At 58.1% G+C, this 21,545-nt stretch carries 18 protein-coding genes and 2 tRNA genes; 3 read left to right on the top strand and 17 right to left on the bottom strand.

Annotated features, from left to right (window positions below; translation table 11 throughout):
• Window positions 1–18: 18 nt before the first annotated feature.
• The 12 genes from ACZRMH_RS14350 to sctW all read right to left on the bottom strand — a co-directional run bounded on the left by ACZRMH_RS14350 (window position 19) and on the right by sctW (window position 14,581).
• Window positions 19–4,404, bottom strand: coding sequence for an AvrE-family type 3 secretion system effector (locus ACZRMH_RS14350; RefSeq protein WP_464013935.1), 4,386 nt, complete (start codon window positions 4,402–4,404; stop codon window positions 19–21).
• Window positions 4,405–4,472: 68 nt separating this feature from the next.
• Window positions 4,473–5,573, bottom strand: coding sequence for a type III secretion system export apparatus subunit SctU (sctU, locus tag ACZRMH_RS14345; RefSeq protein ID WP_464013934.1), 1,101 nt, complete (start codon window positions 5,571–5,573; stop codon window positions 4,473–4,475).
• Window positions 5,570–6,367 (bottom strand): type III secretion system export apparatus subunit SctT, encoded by a 798-nt coding sequence (sctT, locus tag ACZRMH_RS14340; RefSeq protein ID WP_464013933.1) that lies wholly within the window; start codon window positions 6,365–6,367, stop codon window positions 5,570–5,572. Before sctT ends, sctU begins: the two co-directional genes overlap by 4 nt.
• A 13-nt stretch (window positions 6,368–6,380) precedes the next feature.
• A complete protein-coding gene (gene sctS / locus ACZRMH_RS14335) occupies window positions 6,381–6,641 on the bottom strand; it encodes a type III secretion system export apparatus subunit SctS (protein ID WP_464013932.1) in 261 nt (86 codons plus the stop codon).
• Window positions 6,642–6,648: 7 nt separating this feature from the next.
• Entirely contained in the window at window positions 6,649–7,302 is a 654-nt protein-coding gene (sctR, locus tag ACZRMH_RS14330; protein ID WP_464013931.1) for a type III secretion system export apparatus subunit SctR, read from the bottom strand.
• Complete coding sequence (locus ACZRMH_RS14325; protein ID WP_464013930.1) at window positions 7,299–8,291, bottom strand: FliM/FliN family flagellar motor switch protein; 993 nt, start codon at window positions 8,289–8,291, stop codon at window positions 7,299–7,301. Before ACZRMH_RS14325 ends, sctR begins: the two co-directional genes overlap by 4 nt.
• Window positions 8,288–8,674, bottom strand: coding sequence for a type III secretion system HrpP C-terminal domain-containing protein (locus ACZRMH_RS14320; protein WP_464013929.1), 387 nt, complete (start codon window positions 8,672–8,674; stop codon window positions 8,288–8,290). Before ACZRMH_RS14320 ends, ACZRMH_RS14325 begins: the two co-directional genes overlap by 4 nt.
• Window positions 8,653–9,099 (bottom strand): hypothetical protein, encoded by a 447-nt coding sequence (locus tag ACZRMH_RS14315; protein WP_464013928.1) that lies wholly within the window; start codon window positions 9,097–9,099, stop codon window positions 8,653–8,655. The genes ACZRMH_RS14320 and ACZRMH_RS14315 overlap by 22 nt, the downstream gene beginning before the upstream one ends.
• On the bottom strand, window positions 9,086–10,444 hold the full coding sequence (locus ACZRMH_RS14310) for a FliI/YscN family ATPase (RefSeq protein ID WP_464013927.1): 1,359 nt from the start codon (window positions 10,442–10,444) through the stop codon (window positions 9,086–9,088). The genes ACZRMH_RS14315 and ACZRMH_RS14310 overlap by 14 nt, the downstream gene beginning before the upstream one ends.
• On the bottom strand, window positions 10,441–11,388 hold the full coding sequence (locus ACZRMH_RS14305; protein ID WP_464013926.1) for an FHA domain-containing protein: 948 nt from the start codon (window positions 11,386–11,388) through the stop codon (window positions 10,441–10,443). The genes ACZRMH_RS14310 and ACZRMH_RS14305 overlap by 4 nt, the downstream gene beginning before the upstream one ends.
• Window positions 11,385–13,478, bottom strand: a complete 2,094-nt coding sequence (sctV, locus tag ACZRMH_RS14300; protein ID WP_464013925.1) for a type III secretion system export apparatus subunit SctV — start codon at window positions 13,476–13,478, stop codon at window positions 11,385–11,387. The genes ACZRMH_RS14305 and sctV overlap by 4 nt, the downstream gene beginning before the upstream one ends.
• Window positions 13,475–14,581, bottom strand: a complete 1,107-nt coding sequence (gene sctW / locus ACZRMH_RS14295) for a type III secretion system gatekeeper subunit SctW (RefSeq protein ID WP_464013924.1) — start codon at window positions 14,579–14,581, stop codon at window positions 13,475–13,477. The genes sctV and sctW overlap by 4 nt, the downstream gene beginning before the upstream one ends.
• A gap of 265 nt (window positions 14,582–14,846) precedes the next feature.
• On the opposite strand from sctW, the gene ACZRMH_RS14290 reads away from it, so the two are divergent.
• On the top strand, window positions 14,847–15,371 hold the full coding sequence (locus tag ACZRMH_RS14290) for an RNA polymerase sigma factor (protein ID WP_464013923.1): 525 nt from the start codon (window positions 14,847–14,849) through the stop codon (window positions 15,369–15,371).
• Window positions 15,372–15,454: 83 nt separating this feature from the next.
• Here ACZRMH_RS14290 and ACZRMH_RS14285 read toward each other — a convergent pair whose 3' ends face one another.
• Window positions 15,455–16,672 (bottom strand): MFS transporter, encoded by a 1,218-nt coding sequence (locus tag ACZRMH_RS14285; RefSeq protein WP_464013922.1) that lies wholly within the window; start codon window positions 16,670–16,672, stop codon window positions 15,455–15,457.
• Between the two features lie 172 nt (window positions 16,673–16,844).
• On the opposite strand from ACZRMH_RS14285, the gene ACZRMH_RS14280 reads away from it, so the two are divergent.
• Window positions 16,845–16,921: transfer RNA gene (locus ACZRMH_RS14280), tRNA-Met, on the top strand.
• Between the two features lie 763 nt (window positions 16,922–17,684).
• Window positions 17,685–17,969: a DUF3077 domain-containing protein gene (locus ACZRMH_RS14275; protein ID WP_464013921.1), complete on the top strand. Its 285-nt coding sequence runs from the start codon at window positions 17,685–17,687 to the stop codon at window positions 17,967–17,969.
• Between the two features lie 210 nt (window positions 17,970–18,179).
• Here the strand turns inward: ACZRMH_RS14275 and ACZRMH_RS14270 are convergent, their stop codons facing one another.
• From ACZRMH_RS14270 to ACZRMH_RS14255, 4 genes are all read right to left on the bottom strand, one after another.
• Window positions 18,180–18,524, bottom strand: coding sequence for a cupin domain-containing protein (locus ACZRMH_RS14270; RefSeq protein WP_464013920.1), 345 nt, complete (start codon window positions 18,522–18,524; stop codon window positions 18,180–18,182).
• 186 nt (window positions 18,525–18,710) lie between these two features.
• Window positions 18,711–18,786, bottom strand: a tRNA-Phe gene (locus ACZRMH_RS14265).
• Window positions 18,787–18,884: 98 nt separating this feature from the next.
• Window positions 18,885–20,285 carry an FAD-binding oxidoreductase gene (locus tag ACZRMH_RS14260; RefSeq protein ID WP_464013919.1) on the bottom strand — a complete coding sequence of 467 codons (1,401 nt, stop codon included), beginning with the start codon at window positions 20,283–20,285 and terminating at the stop codon, window positions 18,885–18,887.
• A 291-nt stretch (window positions 20,286–20,576) separates the two neighbouring features.
• Complete coding sequence (locus tag ACZRMH_RS14255; protein ID WP_464013918.1) at window positions 20,577–21,455, bottom strand: Dyp-type peroxidase; 879 nt, start codon at window positions 21,453–21,455, stop codon at window positions 20,577–20,579.
• Window positions 21,456–21,545: the final 90 nt, after the last annotated feature.

Raw genomic sequence — 21,545 nt, 5'->3', positions numbered from 1 at the left:
CGCAGGCCGGGTATTTCGTTACACCTGGGGTCTGCGGCTATCGCGGACCTTTTGATCCTGCAACTCCGGGTGCAGCTCTGTGTTCTGCGGCGTGGAGGCAGCATCCTTGAGCTTCATGCGTACGGGTGCATTCGGGTCCCGCCCATATTCAAGCTCGGCGTTGAGCAGTTTGTGGGTATGACTCAAGGCTGCACTGCTGCTGAAGGACAAGATAGGCGTAGGTAAAGTCATGCTGTGGGTGCGGCTTGCCGTGTAACCCACACTCATGGTTTTGACCCGCAGGTTGTCCGTGTTTTTCAGTGCCTGCTGCACATCGTAGTCAGGGTTGCGGCCATCCCCGACCTTGCTTTCGATCGTGCGTAGCACATCCGGCTTGACCTCCAGGCCGATGGTCACCGAAGTACCTTTGCTGCTCTCCAGATCCTTGAGGGCCCGCGCCAGTTCTGGTTGCTCAGTCAACAGTTTGAGAATGGCCGCCTTGTTCGCAGGCGCAGCATCGTCCAGCCACTCGTGACTGGAGCCACCGTTCAATCCTACATAGGACACTGTACTTTCCACTGAACTCAGTTCGCGTTTGCCCTGCACGACCAGTTCTTGCTGGTGAAGCAGTTTTTGCAACTGATCCTTGAGTGCATGGTGTTCTTCGGGCCGGGTGGCAGGTGCCGGTATTGTTTCGAATAGACGATGCAGGCTCTGCAATTGTTCACCCGCATCGCCCTGTGCCGGCGCAGTGGCCTGAAGTTGCGCTTTTAATTGCGGGGAGTGCCTGGACAAGGCAACACGTAGCGTATCGATTTGCGCCTGCTGAACCGCCGCAGGCTGTTTGAAGGTAAAGCGCATGGCTCGGGCCGAGTTACGATCAAAACCGACTGCGAGCGAAATATCCGACGCAGTAAACGCTGCGAAACTTACATCCCCAGACCCGACATTCACTATCCCCATTGTGTTAAGAGGTCCAACCCCTAGCGACACCCCTCCGCTGCCAAGCATCTGCAAGTTCTCGCCCTTGGTTCGGGTAATCTGGTGCTGCCCCTGGCTCACTGCGGTGCTTTGATCAAAATGGGCCAGATTAAGGCCAGCAGCAGCATTTAGAAATGTACGCACCACATCATCCAGGGACTGTGATTTCTCCGGCACCACAAAGTCTCCCCTGGCCTGCACATGGGAAGACACACTCAAGTCCAACGTGTTTTTGGAGCGTTGACCACTTTGATGGTTGCTCCCCAAGTCCAGCAAGTCAAAGGCGTCCCCCCCGCTCCCTGCGAGAATATCCATCATGGCCGGGAAGTCCGCCTCCTTCACATCAAAGCTGACACTCTCAGCCTTTTCCCGTGAAGCCGTCAGGCTCGCCTCCGCCCCCACTCGAACTCCAGCACCGAACATGTTCCCCACGGGCGCCAATACCGTGGCACCGCCCAACGATGCACTGGCCCCATGGGTAGTGCCCATATTGATATCGATAGTGGCGCCTGAGTCAGTTCGGCTGATCGTTATGCCATTGGCCTTGGTCCTGGATGCACCGACAAAAACTTCAAGCACCGGCACCGGCGCCATACCAAAAGCAAACATCACCGCCGTCTTCTTTTTACTGCGGCTGGAAGCAATGGATTGCCCGCTGTCGGATTGCTGGATCTGCTGCATCAAAGCCTCTTTGATATCAGCCTCCCCGTCCAGCCCCAAAGCACGGGTGATATGAAAGTTCAGCGCTGACCCAGGAGTACTCAAATCCTTGGACAGTAACTTGAAGTTTTTATACAGGGTCTCCGCTTGTGCAAAACTGTTGATCTGTTGTGATGCCTTCTTGTGCACAGGGCTGTCGTGATAATCCTCCATCACGGTTTTAAGTGCCTCGGTGATCCGCGCCTGATCGGGGGCATGGCCCTCCAGTCGGGTGGTCAATGCCTCCAGCCTGGACAGTGTGCGGGCATGTTGAATCAGGTCACTCTCGACCAGTGCTGTCGGGTTACTCAGGTCACGCTTTTGCTCAGCATTCCATGACGACAGGGCAACCCCCTGTTTTTCATAACTGCGCAACAATGCAGCCGTGGTATTGGTTTGTGAAGGTGCCAGGTTTTCAAAGGCCAGGCGCATTTGCCCCAGACTGCTCAACGAGTGCTTGCCAGGTTTATCGGGCACTGCCAGTGGCTGCTCAGGGATCACCCTGGCGCCCTTCAAGTCACCCAGGCGGACGGCCAGTGGCTCGCTATTTTTTTCGACCAGCGCCAGAGAGGACTTCAGAGTGCTGGCCAATGCTTGCGTCGATTCCTGCTTGCTCAATCGCTCAAGGCGCGTCGTCAGATCCTCAGCGCGTGGCGCCGTTTTCGCCAGTGCATCCAGTTGGCCGCGCAAGGCCCGGGCATCGGCGTAAAGCCCCTCCAGCCCGGCACGCCCGGCGAAATGATGCTGGATATCGCGACCTGTTTCCTTGAGACCTTCAATGGGTTTTATATGGGCACCGATCCCTTTAAATAGCCCTCGATCGCGATCCAACCCTTCAGTTCTGTGCCCGACAAAAGACGAGGTCACCGCCCAGGCAGTGCCGTTGTTTTGGCTTTTGATTTCTCCACCGCCCAGCACTTCACCCAGAGAACCGGGGCGGGTATTGAGCGAAGGTTCTACAGGCTGCCATTTCGGTGAGCCATCCAGTGAATGACTCAATTGCACGTTTTTTCCGCCCCAGCTGGCGATTAGCTGCTGGTCCGGGCCCATGCGCAACGATGTCAAAGGCTCATTGCCCGGTAACGGTACTGGCGTCCAGCTGGCAGCTGCCGAGGACGGGGTTTGCCATTGGGCTTTTTCCAGTTTCAGCAACTTGCCCGATTCAGTCTGGGCATAAAGATGCCCCTGGTGATCCAGGGCCACCGTTTTCAGTGTTTGAGCCAATGGCAAGGGCAGCGCTGTTGCAGTTCCGTTGATATGGGTGTGCAATTGCTGTTGAGAGTCCAGGGTTACAAAGTGCTTGGCATTCTGCACGGCAAAACCGGTGATCTCATGTCCGTCACTCCCGGCCATCACTTCATCGAACCCGACCTGGGTACGGGCAGCATTGTGGGGAGCCAGCTCATAACTGGCGCCCATTTGTAGCGGTTCACGGGTTTTGTGGGTTGCCAAGGCTTTCAACTGGCCTTCTTGCAACACATACGCACGACCATCCAGGCCACGCTGCAGTTGGTCGATATCAAGGTGGTCGGTCTTGTCCCAGTGTTGCGCTTGCGCGTCCCAACACAACAAGGTGCTGGCCTCCAGCGCAACCTTGCCCCGTTGCCCCAGATCCACCGTATTGGCGAGCCCACGCATCCCGGGCTCGGGGAGCCCTTTATCGATCACCTTGAGTATGACATCGCTGAGGTTCCAGCCCGGTGCCTGGCCGGGCGCATCGGTCAGCGGGTTGCTATGCAGTTGATTGCGCGCATCGAGGAGCAGGGCATTGAGCTGGCCATGATCGTCATGCATAAAGCCTTTGAAACTGACGGCGCCCTTGTGCATGGCCTCGAACTGTTCAACGGGGACGGGTAACAGGGTCAGGCGCCCGCCCTCGATGCTGCGCAGGTCCCCGCGCAAGAGTTCGCCCTGCGGGTCTATGGCATACAAGGTGTCCCCCGACAGCCCTATGCGGGTTAACTGCACCGGCTTGCCCGATTCACCTACAGGCACAAGAGCCGCAGCGGGCGTGTTCGCACCGCGGCTGACCTGCAACGCGGAGCCCGAGGCAGAAGCCTGCAGACTGACCTGCGTCTTGCCCTCGACACTGATATCAGCGACACCCTGCGGCACTTTTATCAGCACGCCCTCTTTGCTCAGGCCAAGTCGGCTGTAACTTGCCTGATCCTTGTCGGGCAACCAGCCATGAGCCTGCGTGTCAAAACGGTATAAATGCTGGTCGACTAATCGAAACTGGCTGCCGTCTGCGGTGGTTTGCACTCCACTGATCTGCCCCAGATGAGCGCGGCCGGGGTCTGCCACGGGTAGCGCTTGAGCGGCCAGGGTTCGACTGCTTTTGAGCACCCCTGCGACAGCCGGGGTGGACTGGAGATAAAATACATTGAGTTTTTCGTCCAGCAGCCGCAGCCCCTTGCCTGAATGCTGCGGGTCTTGCATAAAGCGCTTGGGCAACTGATTAAGCCGGTCCGCAATATCCTGGCCGACGTGCGAGCCTTCAGTGTGAACCTTGCCATTGGACAGCTTGGCACTGAAGGTCATGGAGGGTTCGTGATAGCTGCGAAACTGGGTCAGTTGCACTGGCTGCGGGGTGCTGCGCCCCAACCGGAAAAGATCGGTACAACGCTTACCAATTCTGCGCGAAGCAGTTTTTTGCTGGATCTCGTCAACAGCAGAACGGGTTGCACCCAAGGGCGCGCCCCGACTTAATTCAGCACGGATCGGATCTATGGGTTCTGGGGGCATGGCAGACTCGACTCTTTAGGATGATAGTCACTGAGTGACCTTAAAATGCCGCTTGGTTCCAGCCCGGTTTAACGTCGCTCAAGCTCTGGCAGCACGAGGGTTTCACTGCGCGCCTCATCATCCAGCTCTCGCAAGGTGCGATAGACCAGCGCGACGGCCTGCAAGGTGTCGCGACCAATGCACTGGCCCAGCTTGGCCTGGTATAAGGTGCGGGTCAGCCAGACACACTGGATCACGGGCACATCCGCCGCTTTGGCCCGCTCGATCATGCGCCGCGCCGGAGCATCGGCTCCTTTAGCGACCAGTATCGGCAAGGGAGTTTGTGGAGGCCGGTAGTACAGCGCGACAGCGAAATGGGTCGGATTGACCAGCAACATATCGGCTTCTTCCAGCGGCGGCAGCTTGACCGCATGCTCCTCCTGGGCCAGCTCTTGAGCCAGCGCCCGTCGCATCATCTTGATATAAGGATCACCCTCCAGGCCCTTGTACTCCTTGACTACTTCGACATAGGTCATGCGCATGCGCTTGGCAAAAAAATACTTTTGCAACGCCAGGTCGACCAGTGCGAGTACCAGCAACAAGGCAAGGCATACATGCAGCAAATAGCGGAACAGGGTAATCAGCGCATCGATATAGCCAGGTAAATCGACGTTGACCAGCCCCACCAACGCCCCCAGGGAAGGCCCGATCACCAGGTAAAGCACTACACAGATCAGCAGCGCCTTGATCAGGCCGGTGAAGAGGGTCATCAGTGACTGCGCCGAGAACATCTGCTTGGCCTGGTTGACAGGGTTGAGCCGATTGAAATCCGGGGTGAGGACTTCAGGGGAAAACAGAAAACCGAATTGCAGCCAACTGCTGATCAGTTTCATCACAATGGCCGTAGCCGTCATCAGCAAGGCAAAACCAAAAAATACGTAGCCTGCCTCGACAATGACCTCTTGCAGCGAACGGGCAAAGGGTTGCCCTATCCGCGCAATCGGCAACATCAGCAATTGCTCCAGGCGTTGCATGCTGCTCTGGGCCTGGACCAGAGCCATTTCGCTGATGGTTGCCAGCGCCAGCAGTTTGCCGATGTCCTGACTCTGCGCAACCTGGCCTTTTTTACGCTGGTCCTGAAGCTTTTTTTTGCTCGCGGCGTATTTCTTTTCGCCTGAGTCATCACTCATGGCGACGGCACCTTGAACAGCAAGCCAAGTGAGTATTTGAGATCCCCCAGCAGGCCCATGCGCCCCACAATCAAATCCTGCAATTGCGCCAGATACAGCAACAGAAAACACAGCCCGGCCAGGCTCTTGGCCGGCATCGACAACACAAACACCTGCAACTGAGGGCTGTAAAGGCTCAGCAGGGCAACGGCAAATTCAACAATCAACAGCAGGGCTATAAACGGCGCGGCGTACAGCACCATGTGCGTAAAGGTATCGCCCAGCAGGGTTAAAAACACCGCAAAGCCGTCCGCAGCCGGAGCCGGAAACCAGAGCGCAGCAGGCCAGATCAGGTAACTGTCCCAGATCACCTGGGTCAGGCTGCCCAACCCCAGGGTGACTATCAGCAAAAAAATACTCAATTGTTTGAACATATGCCCGATGGGTGTGGCATCTGGCCCCAGTGAAGGGTTGAGCTGCCCACCGATCAAGGCGCCCCGCTGGTTGTCCAGCAAGGCTCCGACCGATTCGAACAACCAGAAAGGCATGGACAACAGAATGCCCAGCAAGAAGCCCAGCACCGCCTCTTTAAGCATCAGGCCGCTGAGCGCCAACAGGCTGTAATCCATGCCCGACAAGGCGTGATGAATACCCGGGGTGGGCATCAAGGCCAGCGCAAACACAATGGCATGGCGAGGCATGCCGCGCACATGCTGAAAGCAGAACGCCGGGACCAGATAAAAGCATGGATACAGCCGCGCCATGGCAATGGCGAGGCTGGGCAGGTACTCAAGCACGGGTATCGGTGGCGTCATCACGCGGGTCCTTTTAGAGCGCCGAGCGCGCGGCCATGTCAAAGGTGAGGTTGATCAACTGAATCAACTCCACTCCGATCCAGCGCCCCGTAAGCGCCAGCGTGATCCCCACCGCGACCAGCTTGATGCCGAAGGGCAATGTCTGGTCCTGTATCTGCATCAATGCTTGCACCAATGACGTCAGCACACCCACGACAACGGCCACGATCAGGGGTGGTGCAGACAGCACCACCACCAGCAACATGCCCTGTTTGAACAACAAAATCGGGTCCATGGGCACCTCACAGAAAGGACAGGAAAAGACTGTCCAGCAGCCGTGTCCAGCCCGATACCAGAACAAACAGCAGCAACTTGAGCGGCAGAGAAATGGTCATGGGTGAAACCATTTGCATGCCCAGGGCCAGCAGCAGGTTAGACACGATCAAGTCGATGACGATAAACGGGATATAGATCAAAAAACCGATCTCGAAGCCTGCCTGCAATTGCGACAGCACAAAGGCCGGAACCAGCAGAATCAAGTCATCACGGCTGACCTGGCGGGCCAGTTCGGCTGGCCACAGGCGTGCGGTGTTATCCAGCAGATGGCTGAGCACGTCGGGGTCGGTGTTGCGCGACATAAAGCCTTGCAACGGCTTTACTGCCTTTGCGCCGCTGTCCTGCAGGGCTTGCACGCTGCTCAGGTCCACCGGCGACTCCTTGAGGATCTGCGAAATCTCGTACCCTACCGGCGCCATTACAAACAGCGTCGCAGCCAGCGCAATGCCGTACAGCGCCATGCTCGGTGGCACCTGCTGCACGCCAATGGCGTTACGGGTAATCATCAGCACAATGCAGATTTTCAAAAAAGCAGTGCACACCACCAACAGCATGGGCATCAACGACAAGGCACCGAGGAACAGCGCCAGCAGGAAGGGATCAACCCCTTGAACGGTCATTGCGAAAAGTTGATGCGCGACAGTTGCAGGCCCAAGCGCCCGTCGACCTCCACCAACTGGCCGAGGCCCACCGCCCGGTCGCCGTAATACAGCCCGGCCATGCCCGTGCCATAGCCGTCAATGTTCAACACCATGCCGGGGGCCAACTGACGCAGTTCGCCCAGGCTCAATTTGAGCGCGCCGCAGCGCACGCTCAAATCCACCAGCAACGCTTCAAACGGCTCCTCGCCCTCAAACCCGGCAACCTCTGTACCCGCACACTGAACTTCATCCACAGCTGACTCCTCGATAGAACCAATACTCAGGCTACGGCGCCCGCCTTCATCATCAATCTGCACCTGCAAGCGCAGCCGCCCGATACTTAACCAGCCAACACCCTCCGCGCTGAACGGCGGTTGCTCCGGTACCAGCACGTCACCGATGCGCACCCCGCGCAGTTGTTCAATTGCCAGCCGCAGGGAGCCAAGCACCACGGGCACAGGCACCACGAACGCCTCGGGCAATGGCTGCCTGATTGCCTGCCAGCCTCCTGCGTCATACAGCTTGAGCAAATTTTCGGGCGCCATCATCAGCCGACCGACACTGCGTGACTGCCCAAGCACCACGCTGACCCGGCATTCAAAATCGCCCTGCTGCACAACGGCAAGGGGCCGAAGGTAGCCAAGCAACCCGCTGAGTTGCGTGCTCATGCGCTGCTCGAAATGCGCCCAGAACCATGAGTGCGGATCATTGCCGGCATCTGCCAAAACCACCGGGCACTCCCCGAACAAACTGAGCAGGGGCCCCGCGTTACTCAGGGTGAGCACCCCGCATTGACTCTCGAATGAGTGTGATACCCCGGTTTCTGGCGCCAGGCCCGGCTCCAGCACAAGCTCTGCCGGCTCACCTGCGGCCTGAAACACAAAACGAATGCCGCGCCCCAAGCGCCGATAAGCCGCGACCTTGCGGGCATCGAGACACGGCCATACGATTGGCTTCACCGTCCTCATCTGCGCTCCTGCATCACTTGGACCCTGACCGGTTGGCCCAGCTGCCGGGCCAGCCGACGCTGGCAATGTTGCTGCTGGCTGGCGAGCCATTGCCGAGTGGTGTATTGATCGGCGGCCAGGGAAATACTCCAGGTGCGGCGCTCATACCGGGCGCTGACGTTAATCCGCCCACGGCGAGCAAGATCAATCACAAACTGCAAAGGCCATTGCCCGACCCACGCCATACGGGGCATCAAGTGTTCGGATAACGTCCGCATCAGCCCGGCATCAGGCCCTGACAGGTTGTCAGCAAACAGTTTGCTGTCTGCTTCGAACCCAGATTCAGCACTCCCATAGTCATAAAATGGCACCTGCAGCGGCATCAATCCTGAGGGTTGGGACATGCCCCCTCCTCTGCCAGCAACAGCAACATCTCGCGAAACTTTTCTACCTGCCGCTGGCACTCGGATGCTTGCTTGCGGGCACGCTCGACAGTCGCGTCTGCATGGCTCTGTTGCTCAAGCAACGATTGCCAGGCGTCTACTTGCTGCGCCGTGTGCGCCGCGCCCTTGCGCAAGGCCTCATCCCAGCCCGACAACATTTGCCGGGATACGGCCTGCCCCTGATAGCGGTTCAACAAAGCGGCCCGTTGGCGGCTTTCGTGCAGACGGGCTTGTTCAACAGCCGTGCGGGCCTGTTCGATACGCAGGTTTAACCCTCGTTGCTCCAGCAGTGCTTTGTGCAACAGGCGGTCGGCGCGGTCTGCCCGCAAGCCGCGCAGGCGCTGCAGGGCTTGGGTTGCCAACAGGGCGTCATCAGAGAGGGACATGAACGGTCAGCTCCCTCAGTTGCTCAAGGGTGGCCTGAAACCCTGAGGGTTCACGCAGATCCTGTCGCAAAAAATCATCCACCCGCTGGCGGCTCTCGACGGCAAGGTCAGTCAGGGCATCACTGCCGGCCTGGTATTCGCCCAGTTTGAGCATCAGCTCGATCTGCTGATGGGCACTTAGCAAACGCCTTAACGCCGTGGTGTTGTGCACATGCTCAGGGGCGGCAATATTGCCCAGGATCCGCGACAGGCTGCCCAGCACATCAATCGCCGGATAATGGCCGCGCTCTGCCAGTTTTCGTGACAGCACAATGTGCCCGTCCAGCAGGGAGCGCACTTCATCTGCGACAGGGTCGGCCATGGAGTCCTGCTCGATGAGTACGGTATAGATCGCCGTAATGGCCCCCTCCTGAGTCAGGCCTGCTCGCTCCACCAGGCGCGGCAACATGCTGTAAACCGAAGGCGGCAACCCGCCGCGCCCCAAAGGTTCGCCAGCGGCCAGGCCGATTTCCCGTTGCGCGCGGGCAAAGCGGGTCAGGGAGTCGATCAGCAATAAAACCCGCTGGCCCTTGCGCCGAAAACCTTCGGCCAGGGCGGTAGCCGTAAAGGCTGCCCGCGCACGCTCCATGCTTGAACGATCAGAGGTCGCACACACCAGAACGGCTTTGGCCCGCAGCCCGTCGTCCAGTTCATGGTCAAGAAACTCACGCAGTTCACGACCGCGCTCGCCAATCAAGCCAAAGACAATCACATCGCAATCAACGTTGCGGGCGATTTCGGCCAGCAAGGTGGTCTTGCCGCAACCGGCACCGGCAAACAGCCCTACCCGCTGGCCCTCCCCCAGGGTCAGCAACCCGTCAATGGCCCTCACCCCGGTAGGTAAAGCGCGGCCTATGCGTGGCCGTTGAGTGGGCAGCGGCGCCTCGCCGATCACGGCACAGGCCTCATCACAAGGCGGCCTGACAAAGGCGCCCCCGGAATGGCCAGCAAGCGGTCGGCCAAATCCGTCGAGCACCTGCCCCAGCAGATCATTGCCGACGCGAACCTGGTGCTCAGCCCCCAGGCGCTCAACCGCCGCCCCGGCGCTTATGCCTTCGAGGCCCGCCAGGGCACTGAGGGTCGCGTCCTGCTGATCAAAGCCGATGATCTCAGCCAGGATCCATTCATTGCCCGTAGTCCGGATCTGACACAAATCGCCAATTCGGGCCTGGGGCAAACGGCACTGCAACAACATGCCGTTGACCCGCAGCACCCGACCGCACACGGTCACCGGTGAAAAACCCGCCAAGTGCGTGAACTGCCCTTGCCGCCAGCGCTCAAGGCGCTCTTCGAGAGCCAGGCTCACCAGTTCACCTCATGGCGCTGCTTTCCTTCAAACAGCACCCGCCGACTATCGATCGCCGTCAGGCGCAAACCATCGACCTCATCACCAAAAAACAGCCGACGTCCGTCTGCCAATACAACATGGGCCTTTTGGCCACCGATTATCTGGACGATCCTGAAGGGCAACGCCGTGCTGATTTCCTGAACCTGGTTGATGATCGAAACCGGGGTTTCAAACTGCGTCCAGAAACGATTGAGCATCCGCGAAACCAGCGCCAGCGGGTCTTTGCCGACATTACCGGCGAGAGTGATCTGATCAGCGGCCACCTCCAGCCGGACCTGGTTGCCCAGCTCACGCTCGATCAACATCTTGAGCAATTGCTGATGCACCTGATGCGTTGTTGCAAGCTGGCGCCGATCACTGCCAGTCGGAAGCTTCGGGGCGACTGCCCGAGCCTCATTCGAGGGTTGCCAGGCCAATGCGGCCACTATCAGCAAGAGCAGGCAAAGGGGGGCCGCCAGCCATTTTTTCCTGCGCCTGGCAGGCCCTGTGCCGCTGTGATCGGGGGCGACCTTACCCGGTATGGGTGCTGGCTCATCCACCCAGGCACTTTGCCCATTGGCGACACACAAGCGGATACCGCCAATGGAAAAAACCGCACCCGGATTAAGATCGGCGATCCGGGCCCGGACAGCGCCGGTTTCATCCTGCAACAGCCCTTCCTGCGCCTGCACTGACCAGCGCCCGTCAGTGCAGTGCAACTGGGCATGCCGAGCCTCAACTCCCGGGTCATATAACTCCAGGTCCATGTCCTGATGCGCACCGATGCTCCAGCGCTCCCCAAACAAAGGCAATGCAGCCCCCTGGTGCAAGCCGCTCAGTACTCGCAACTCGAACAGCAGGCCAGGCGCCACCGCATCGAACTCAACGGCTGCGCCATCGGCGAAAACATGCCCCGAACTCAAGACACAACCTCACGCAGCAACCCTTCAAATTCCAGGTCCAGACGCCCGAGCACCTTGACCTTGGCCGAGCCCATCAACTCAGCAAAGGACATGACCGGTACATGGTTGAACTCATCGAACAATAACGTACGCAACGGGCTGCGCAGATCGTGTGCTACCAGCAAGACACTTTTTTCGCGCTTGCGCGGAGCAAAGGCTTCCTTGAGCAACTCCACAAGTCGCGTGCTGTGTTCATCGTCCAGGGCAAAAAACACCCCCGACTGGGTTTGGCGCAAAGCCTCACGAAAAATGTTTTCGCTGTGGGGAGACAACAGCCAGGCATGCAGACCGTCAGCCTGACTGTACAAATGATAGATCTGCGACTTCAGGGCAATACGCGCATAGTCCGCCAGCGCTGTCACTTCGCGTTCGTGCTGGCCATGTTCGGTCAGTACCTCGACGATCAGGCGGATGGCGCGCAAAGGCACCCCCTCACTGGCCAGGCGCTGCAGAACGCCGGAAAATCGCGAGACCGGCATGATGCGCTGCAGCTCTTGAACCAGTTCAGGCTGGCTTTGCTCAAGCCAGCCGAGGATCGACTTGCTCTCCTGAAGCCCCAAAAACTGCGGGCCGCTGATCATCATGGCCTGATGCATGCGCTCAACAATCAAGGTGTGGGCCGTAAATGACTCCATGCCTTCGCGGGCCAGCAACGGCTCCTCAGGCGCCAGCCATAGCCAGTCCAGTTCATCACGCTCCTCGCTGCCTTTGAGCGCATCCGCCGGGGCATCCGCGACACTGTCCCGGGCCACGGCCTGCCGCTCATCAAAGGTGGCCTTGAACATGGGGACTTCGTGAATACAAAAGCGAAACTCATCCTCGAACAACGTGTCGCTGTATTCGATTTCAAAGCAGGGCAGTGTCAAGCCGACACGGGTGACGATGCTGTTGCGCACCTGCCGAATATCGTGAATCAACCGAAGGCTGCGCTCCAGGCCTTGATGCGCACTGGCGAACTGCAACAAGTAAGGTCGCGATGGTTCAAAGGACCTCAGGTCCTCTTCACCATTTTGCTCAGGGGCAACCTGCGGTGCTTGGCCCTGTTGCTGCGGCTCGGGTTTCCTGCTTTTGCGCCACAGGTAAAACCCCAGCGAGAAGGTACACAGGGCAATAAAGCCAAATACCGGGGCGGGCATTCCGGGCAATAGTGCAAACGCCAGCATCCCCCCCGAAGCAATCATCCAGCTCTTGGGCTCACTGGTGATTTGCTGGCCGATTTGTGCCCCGATATTGCTGCGTGGCGATTGGTCATCGGGGGCCACACGGGTGATGATCATCCCCGCGGTCAAGGCGATCAGCAGCGCCGGAATTTGTGCGATCAGGCCATCGCCAATAGTCAATACCGAATACAGAGATATGGCCTCGCCCGCACTCATCCCGTGCTGCAACATGCCCGTGGAAAACCCGCCCAGGATGTTGATCACCACAATCACCAAGCCTGCGATGGCGTCCCCTTTGACAAATTTCATGGCACCGTCCATCGCGCCGAACAGCTGGCTCTCGCGGGACAACTCCTCACGCTTGTGACGGGCCTGTGCGCCATCGATCAAACCACCGCGCAGGTCACTGTCGATGGACATCTGCTTGCCTGGCATCGCATCCAGGCTAAAGCGCGCAGCCACCTCTGCCACACGCTCCGAGCCCTTGGTAATCACCAGAAAATTGACGATGGTGATGATCAGAAAAATCACCAGCCCCACCGCCAGATTCCCCCCCACCACAAAATTGCCGAAGGCCTCGACAATATCGCCAGCATCCTGCTCCAGCAGGATCAGCCGAGTCGTGGCAATCGATAGCGCCAGACGAAACATCGTGGTGAGCAGCAAAAGGGAAGGAAATGAAGAAAATGCCAAAGGGCTTGGCAGATAAAACGCCAGCACGATCAACAGGCAGGCAAAGCAGATATTGACTGCGATCAGCACATCCACCAGCCAGGTCGGCAACGGCACGATAAAGATAAACACAATGCCCAGCACCACCACGGCCCCGAGCACTTCGCCCGAGCTTGCCACACTGGCAAGGCCTTTATTGAGCCACTGAACGAGCCTCATCGAATGGGTCTCGACAACCCTGGCGACAGTTGGACAATACCTTCGGCTTGAGTGTGCTCACCCATCAGGCTCAAAAAAGACTGCAACGCATCCTGACGGCTTGCTGGGTCACTCCAGATAACCAGCGGCAGGCGCTGAATCAACGGATAGACCTGATTGAGCGAGACCAGTTGGCTGGAAAGGCTCTCGCCACCCAATGCCCAACTCAGGCTTTGTACCTCATCACCATCAATGCCCGTACCCGCATACCCCAGCAGGCGCTGCAACAGGGAGACTGCCGACAGCTCGGCCCGCCGTTCACTGGATGGCATTCGGTCAATAAAAAGCCGGCAACTGTGCAAGATGCTGCTCAACTGGGTACAGCTCTGGAGCCCGATCAACAAAGTACGTAGCTTGATAGTTGGCACCGAAGGACGGTGGGCAGCGAGATCATCCGCAAGGGCGCGCCCCATCATGCGCAATCCGTCATTGACCCCCTCCTCACCAAACAACTCCAGCAAGGCCTGGGTGATACTCACCAGTGATTGTTTGAGCACCACGCTGGAGTAATACACCCTGCGAATCGCCTGGCACAGCACGGCATCGCCTGCCGCTGTTTTCAACGCCAGCGCAATATTCAAACCCGCCTGAATTTGCTGGGGGAAGCGGTTTTGCAAGCGGGCCTGAGCGTCCTGCGCCAGCACGCTCTCGCGTTCACGCCCCTGCGCCTGGGCCTGAGCCGTCACGAACTGCAAGACCACACTGGTGCGGGCCGGGTCATCGCCGGTCAACGCCAGCACATGCTCAACACCCGCGCTTGACATCAACTCCTGACGAACTTGCCGGGCCAACCGCCCCAGGCTGACCTGAGCGGGATGCCCTAACTGCTCATAGAGCTCGTTCAACTGCTGGATACCCTGAATCCTCTGTACCTGGGTATCCACCGTGCGCAGCTTTCGTTGAGACAGCTCCTTGGTGCTGCTCTCGACCTTCTGACTGAACAACATGCCGACTTCTTCGGCGGCACTTTGCACAGAAGACTGCGGCGTTTGCGCCTGAACGGCTCCGGGAGAGAGCAGCGGGCTCAATAACTGCGCGGTATCGTTTCGCCCGTCAATTCTCATAAGAGTGCCCAGTCAGAAGGTTTCGTTGACCTCTGTGGTCGGTCACAGGCAAACGGTTCCCAGGCAACTCAATCGACATCACTTTTGCCAAAACCGGCACAACCACAAGGCCCGCAGCGCAAGATCCGGCACAGCATTGGCCTTTCTAAAATTAAATCCTGAAAGAAAACAACGAGATAGCCGACGACCTGTGGTTGGCACACGCGATGCTTAGGAAGTCTTCATCGGAACCATTTCGATAGCACTCACCCTGAGGATAAAAAAAATGGACCACCTTGATGATGCTTCCCCCCCTGCCCCCAACCTTCTGGACCTGTCGACTGACCTGCAGAAAAAGCTCAAAGCGTTTATCCACAAACGCGTGCTCAACCCCGAAGATGCGGACGATATTTTTCAGTTGACCTGCCTGGAGGCGTGGCGCAGCAAAGACCGCTTCAACGGCCAGGCGACCTTGAGCACATGGATGTGCGGTATTGCCCAGAACCTGATCCGCAATCACTTCCGCCGACTGTACGCAAGGCCGGTGCATTGTGAGTTTGACGAGATGATGTGCCATGAACAGGAATGCGCACGCGACCTGGATGGTCAGTTCGAGGTGCACAGGCGACTCGAACTGACGCTGATGGCCATCAACCAACTGCCAGCCGAGATGCGCAATACGCTCTACGCATCAGTGGAAAGCGGCGGCAGCTATCGCGACACGGCCAGTGCACTGGATATTCCCATAGGGACGGTTCGTTCCCGTATCTCGCGGGCTCGCGAGCAGCTCAAAATGACGACCTGCCGCTAGGACCCTCCACGGACATCTGCTTAGAGACGCCCTGGCCCAGAGCCGGCGTGAAGAAAGGCCAGGGAGTGGCCCCCACTACCGACTCAGACTTTTTTCGTTCGCGGCAGCAAAATCGCCAGCACACCGAACAACGGCAAATATGAGCACAGGGTGTACACATACTCGATGCCATGAATGTCTGCCAAATGCCCAAGCAGCGCAGCACCAATCCCGCCAAAGCCAAACATCAGGCCAAAGAAGATACCGGCAATCATCCCCACATTGCCCGGCACCAACTCCTGGGCGTACACCACGATGGCAGAGAATGCCGAAGCCAGAATAAAGCCGATGATGACACTGAGCACACTGGTCCAGAACAGGTCGGCATAAGGCAGCAGCAAGGTAAACGGCGCGACCCCGAGAATCGAGAACCAGATCACCGCCTTGCGGCCGATGCGATCGCCAATGGGCCCACCAAAGAATGTTCCCGCCGCGACAGCCCCCAGAAACAGGAACAGATACAGCTGCGAAGTGGCGACCGACACGTCGAACTTCTCGATCAGGAAGAAGGTGTAGTAACTGGTCAGACTGGACATGTAGAAGTACTTAGAGAACACCAGCAAGCCGAGCACCACCAGCGCACCGAGCACCCGCTGTTTTGACAGCCCATGAGTGGCCTTCTGGCCGGCCTTGAGTTTGAACAGGTTCAAATGGTTGCGGTACCAGCGGCTGATGACATACAGCAGCCCGACGGCGAACAGCGCAAACAGACCGAACCAGGCCACGTTACCCTGGCCAAAGGGAATGATGATTGCCGCTGCCAGCAACGGCCCAAAGGCCGAGCCGGCATTACCGCCGACCTGAAAGGTCGATTGCGCCAGGCCATAGCGCCCGCCTGAGGCCAGCCTTGCCACACGGGAAGCTTCGGGGTGGAAAGTTGAAGAGCCGACACCTACCAACCCGGCTGCCAGCAGAATCAGCGCAAAACTGCCAACCTGGGACAACATCAAAATCCCGACCAGGGTGCACACCATACCGGCTGGCAGCAATAGCGGATTGGGATGACGGTCAGTGTAGTAACCCACCCACGGCTGCAATAGCGAGGCGGTAAGCTGAAACGTCAGGGTAATCAGGCCGATCTGGGTAAAGGTCAGGTCATATTTGGCCTTGAGCATCGGATAGATCGACGGCAGGACGGCCTGGATCAGGTCATTGATCAGATGCGCCAGAGCCACGGCGCCGATAATACGCATGACAAGAGGGCTGGACTGAGGGACTGGAGAGGACGCGATTGTAGTTGTTTGAGCGTTGCTAAGAGCCATTGGAGTTTCCGTACGACTGGTGAATGCGCGCTTGCAGGTCCGTCAATGTGCCATTCTTTTACAAGATATTGCCATCCAAACCCTGTAAAACCTTAAGCAATTGATAGCACGAAGATTTTTTTTAGATATTTGCTTGACACACCCCCCGTACGAGGGAATAATGCGCGCCATCGGCTACATAGCTCAGTTGGTTAGAGCATAGCATTCATAATGCTGGGGTCCGGGGTTCAAGTCCCTGTGTAGCCACCAAACGCTTGTTTACAGAAGTCTCCATGAGTCTATAAACAGTACAAGAAGCCCGCCTAGTGCGGGCTTTCTTGTGTCTGGGGGTTTCTCCTTGTCTCCCCCTATACCTTCCCTCCGTGTATCCCCCAAGACGATCTGACAGAACCTGGCAACCTGGCAACCTGGCAACCTGGCAACCTGGCAACCTGGCATCATTTGCCGATCTATAAGCAACTTGCTTACACTAAATCCCGATAAACAGTCTTCTTTGAAACCACAATCATCGCCGTCACGGTAGATGACTATCTGATCGACGATGAATACCGGCAGAGGGAAAGGTAAGCGAGGTAAAAAACGCGATCTGTTTGCCGAGCTAAAGATGCCCTCCTTGCATACTGCCAGCCAGTTAAGAGGACCTGTGGGGCGGCAATAGCCACCATTGCAGTCTTTGTATGTAGACGTTATTGTTTGCGTGTCGCTGCAAATTCAGCGAACGGGTTTGGTCACCCGATTAAATCAAGGTGCAATGCGCCATCGCTGACAACAGGCGCTTTTTTTTCGTCTGTCGCTCACTGTTATGGCGGCTGTGCGCGGGATACCTTCGGGTATGCCGGGTTCCTTGATCCCTGGTTGACCAACCCGCGCACAGCTGCCACCCATTCGCTTGGTCACGAACGTGGCAGCTCCTCAATTCAAGGAGTTATGCCAGATGCACACCCTCAATCCGTCAAAAATTCGCGCCGCCGCTATAGCCGTAGCCCCCCCTTGCCTACATAAGGGGCGACCTATGAGCCCTTCAATATTGATCCACACCGTTGGCGGTGCCAGCTTCGCCAAGTGCAACGTCGAGAACCAACGCCTGTTTACCGTCAACCCCGGAGTCTCGGGCGAAGAAGCGCTGCAGCACGCCTCCCTCCTGATGAACTGCGTCAACACGCTCACGTTCCTCGGTGCCATGGATGACGGCAATGAAGCGCTGAGGTGGGCGTCGCACTATCTCAGCGAAATGGCCAAGGCACTTGTCGATGACGTCACCCTGGGGCTGCAACACGCCCAGGACGGTGACGCATGAACATGTGGGCCGCACCCCTGACAGGCTTGAGTTGATCGTACCCCAAAGAGCGCTGGCTCCGTGGGAGCGAGCCTGCTCGCGAAGGTGGTAAACGATAGCGCGTGGTTACTGGATAATCGCGATGCTCTTGAGGCCTTCGCGAGCTGGCTCGCTCCCACAGTCGGGCGCTCGCAAGGGTTTCAAAATTACCCCTGACGCAGGGTGATGCGCTTATCCCAACCTGACAATATCCACCGATATCTCCACTGCCGGAACCGCCCCCCTGTTCTCAAGCCAGTGTGTGGTGTTCCTGTCCTCAGGCCAGCCTGGGCCCGGGCCATAGTCCGTGGCAATGCCATTGCGATGATCAGTGATCGTGCCCTGCAGAATGTAGACAGTGCCCGGCCTGTCGATATGGTTGTGAACCGGCCCAAACACGCCTCCAGGCTCAATCGTCACCCTGCGCATGCGAAGCTGGCGCCCCGCCATGCCCTCGATCTCAGGGCCCAGATCAATGCTTGCAAGCAATGTCACCGTAACGCCTTGTGTCTCGGGTACCACCTGCTCGTTGCTCATCGCGCTCACCTCAAGGTCATTGCAAAGCCTTACTACAAGTAGAGCCCCGCTATGGCGTGATGAATGACGAGACGACAAAGGGTCAGTTGGCTGCACCTGCAGTGTCAGCCAGGGAGAGGAAAGAAGAATATTGCGCCCACAACAAAAAACCCCTGAAGCCGTGAGGCTTCAGGGGTTTTGCTGTTGTGGTGCCCAGAGACGGAATCGAACCGCCGACACGGGGATTTTCAATCCCCTGCTCTACCGACTGAGCTATCTGGGCAAGGCGGCAATTAAACGTGTTTTACCGCCGGGGCGTCAAGCACGAAATTAAAAAAGACCAATGAATACCTGCGCTTACAACCCCAGGCTAGGCAAACATCAGGCCTGCGGCAGGATTTTGCCCGGGTTCATCAACCCAAAGGGGTCAAGCGCCTGTTTGACCAGATGCATGACACCCAGCGCGGCACCGTGCTCCAGATGCATAAACTTTATCTTTCCCGAACCAATGCCATGCTCGCCGGTGCAAGTGCCCTCCAGGGCAATGGCACGCTCTACCACCCGCTCATTGAGCGCTTCGGCCTCGGCCATTTCTGCTGCGTTATCCGGGTCGACCACCAACCCCAAATGGAAATTGCCATCCCCCACATGCCCGACCATGCCAACGAAAAATGAAACCTTGGCCACATCTTCAGCGGTTTCGGCAATGCATTGGGTCAGCGCGGAAATGGGTACGCAGACGTCGGTACTCCAGATCCGCCCGTTCGGGCGCATGGACTGCATTGCATAGTGAACACTGTGTCTGGCACGCCACAAGGCATTGCGCGCATCCGCATCGGCCGCCGCCTGAAAACCCAATGCCCCATTGCTTTCGACAATGTCCCGGGTCAGTTCAACCTGCTCCGCCACACTGGCCGGGGAGCCGGCGAACTCAAAAAACAGCGTCGGGGTTTCTACCAGGCCCATCTGTGAGAAACGGTTGACCGCCTGCACCGTGCGCGCATCGAGCAACTCGACCCGTGACACCGGAATGCCGTATTGAATGATCGACACCACCGAGCCCACCGCCGCCGCAATCGTCGGAAAAGTGCATACCGCCGCGCAGGTGGTCTCCGGGATGCCGTAAAGGCGCAGCGTGACCTCAGTAATGATCCCCAGCGTGCCCTCCGAGCCGACGAACAAGCGCGTAAGGTCGTAGCCGGCGGATGATTTGCGCGCGCGGCCACCGGTCTTGATCACCTGACCGTCAGCCAGCACCACGGTGAGATTCAACACGTTCTCGCGCATGGTCCCGTAACGCACCGCATTGGTCCCTGAAGCGCGGGTAGCCGCCATGCCGCCCAGGGTACTCTCACCTCCCGGGTCGACCGGAAAGAACAACCCGGTGGTGCGCAGCTCGGCATTCAACTGCATACGGGTAACGCCAGCCTCTACCGTCACATCCAGATCATCCGGGCGCACAGCGATGATTCGCTGCATGCGGCTCAGGTCGATACAGACCCCGCCCAGCGTGGCGCCAACATGCCCTTCCAGTGAAGTGCCACCGCCGAAGGCAATGATCGGCACCCGCTGCGCGGCGCAGAGTTTGACGATGGCCGCGACCTCGGCAGTGGACTCGGCGTAACACACTGCGTCCGGCGGCAAGGACGGGTGGTAGGACTCGCCCCGACCGTGTTGCTCGCGCTCTGCACGGTTAGTGCTCAGGCGCTCACCGAGCAGCTCGCGCAGGGCATCGAGCAAGGTGGGCATGGGTGAAGCTTGAAACACTGGGTTAAAGGCCATGGAAACGTCCATATTATTGTTGGGAGGGACGAATCCAAGGTACAACAATCAGCCACAGTGATCACCGCCAGATCGGCAAGCAGGTTGAAACAACCTGAACATTACTGCCCCATGGGATACAACTCCCCATCAACCAGCCTCGCGACTATCAACCCGCTGGCAAATAAATGCAGGAGTTTACGGGCGGCTTGGGGAGTTGATTTCATGCCGCCAGCCTGAGGCCGGGGCATGAAAAAAATAATCAGACAATTCCTGAAAGGACTGTAGGCAGCTACAAGGTCCGCGCCAGGGTTAGCGAACGGCGCTCAAATCCATACGCCCGTCTTTCAACGGCGGGCACCAGTAATAGCCGCCATTCAACGGGCGGCTGTAGCGGTACAGGCCATCAATAATGCCGTCTTCCATACCGCTCATACGCCGCAGCTGAACTTCGAAAGCGTTCAGCGTGCGACCAAAGGCCACGAACATCAGCCCGGACTTGCCGTTTTCAGTCCAAGGCATGGAGCGACGCACGATAAAGGCTTCCGGCGAGAAGCTCTCCTGAGCGGTGCGTTTGACGTGGGCCGAGTCCGGAGCATCGTCCAGCTCTTCGTTGTCGCTCTTGCGACGGCCCATGATGTTGTCCTGCTCCTCAGACGGCAGCGCTGCAAAGCCGTTCAGGTCATGCTGCCACTGCTGCACGGCAACAAAACTGCCACCGTCCAGCCCCGGCCCGGCATTGGCAACGATGCCAGCGTCAACAGCGGCCTCGTCTACCGGGTTTTCAGTACCATCTTCGTAGCCGGTCAGGTCACGGTCAGTACCATAGCGGAACCCCTCAGTCACCTGCAGCAGGTTGAAAGCCGGCGCCAGCGCCGTTTCAATGGCCTGGCTGCGATGCAGCAACTCACCACGATCTTCACCCAGCAACCACAGCCACAGTGCGTGCTGGGTCGACGGGTTTTCAACCATCGCATTGAGTGCCGGAAACACGCGCAAGCCCGGGACTTTAGCGCCCAGGGCCAATACCAGCGGCGAACCAAAACCGGCCACCACGCTTTTGCCATCCACCCACTGCGACAAGGTGTCGAGTGCAGCCGGCAAAGCTTCTACTGACTTGAGGGCGAAAAACATGTAACGCGCTTGCGAAGGTATCGGTTTGGCAAGAATGCTCGACTGGTAGAGACTCATAGAAACTCCTTTGGAAAGTCTGGAGTTTACTCCTACCAGTACTTTTTCCGTCACTCAGAGGTTATTTTTCTTAAGTTCAACCCCTGAAGA

The sequence above is a fragment of the Pseudomonas sp. B414 genome (assembly GCF_055408445.1).
Note: the sequence above shows the minus strand (reverse complement) of the source record. Positions and strands in the feature narration are given on the sequence as shown.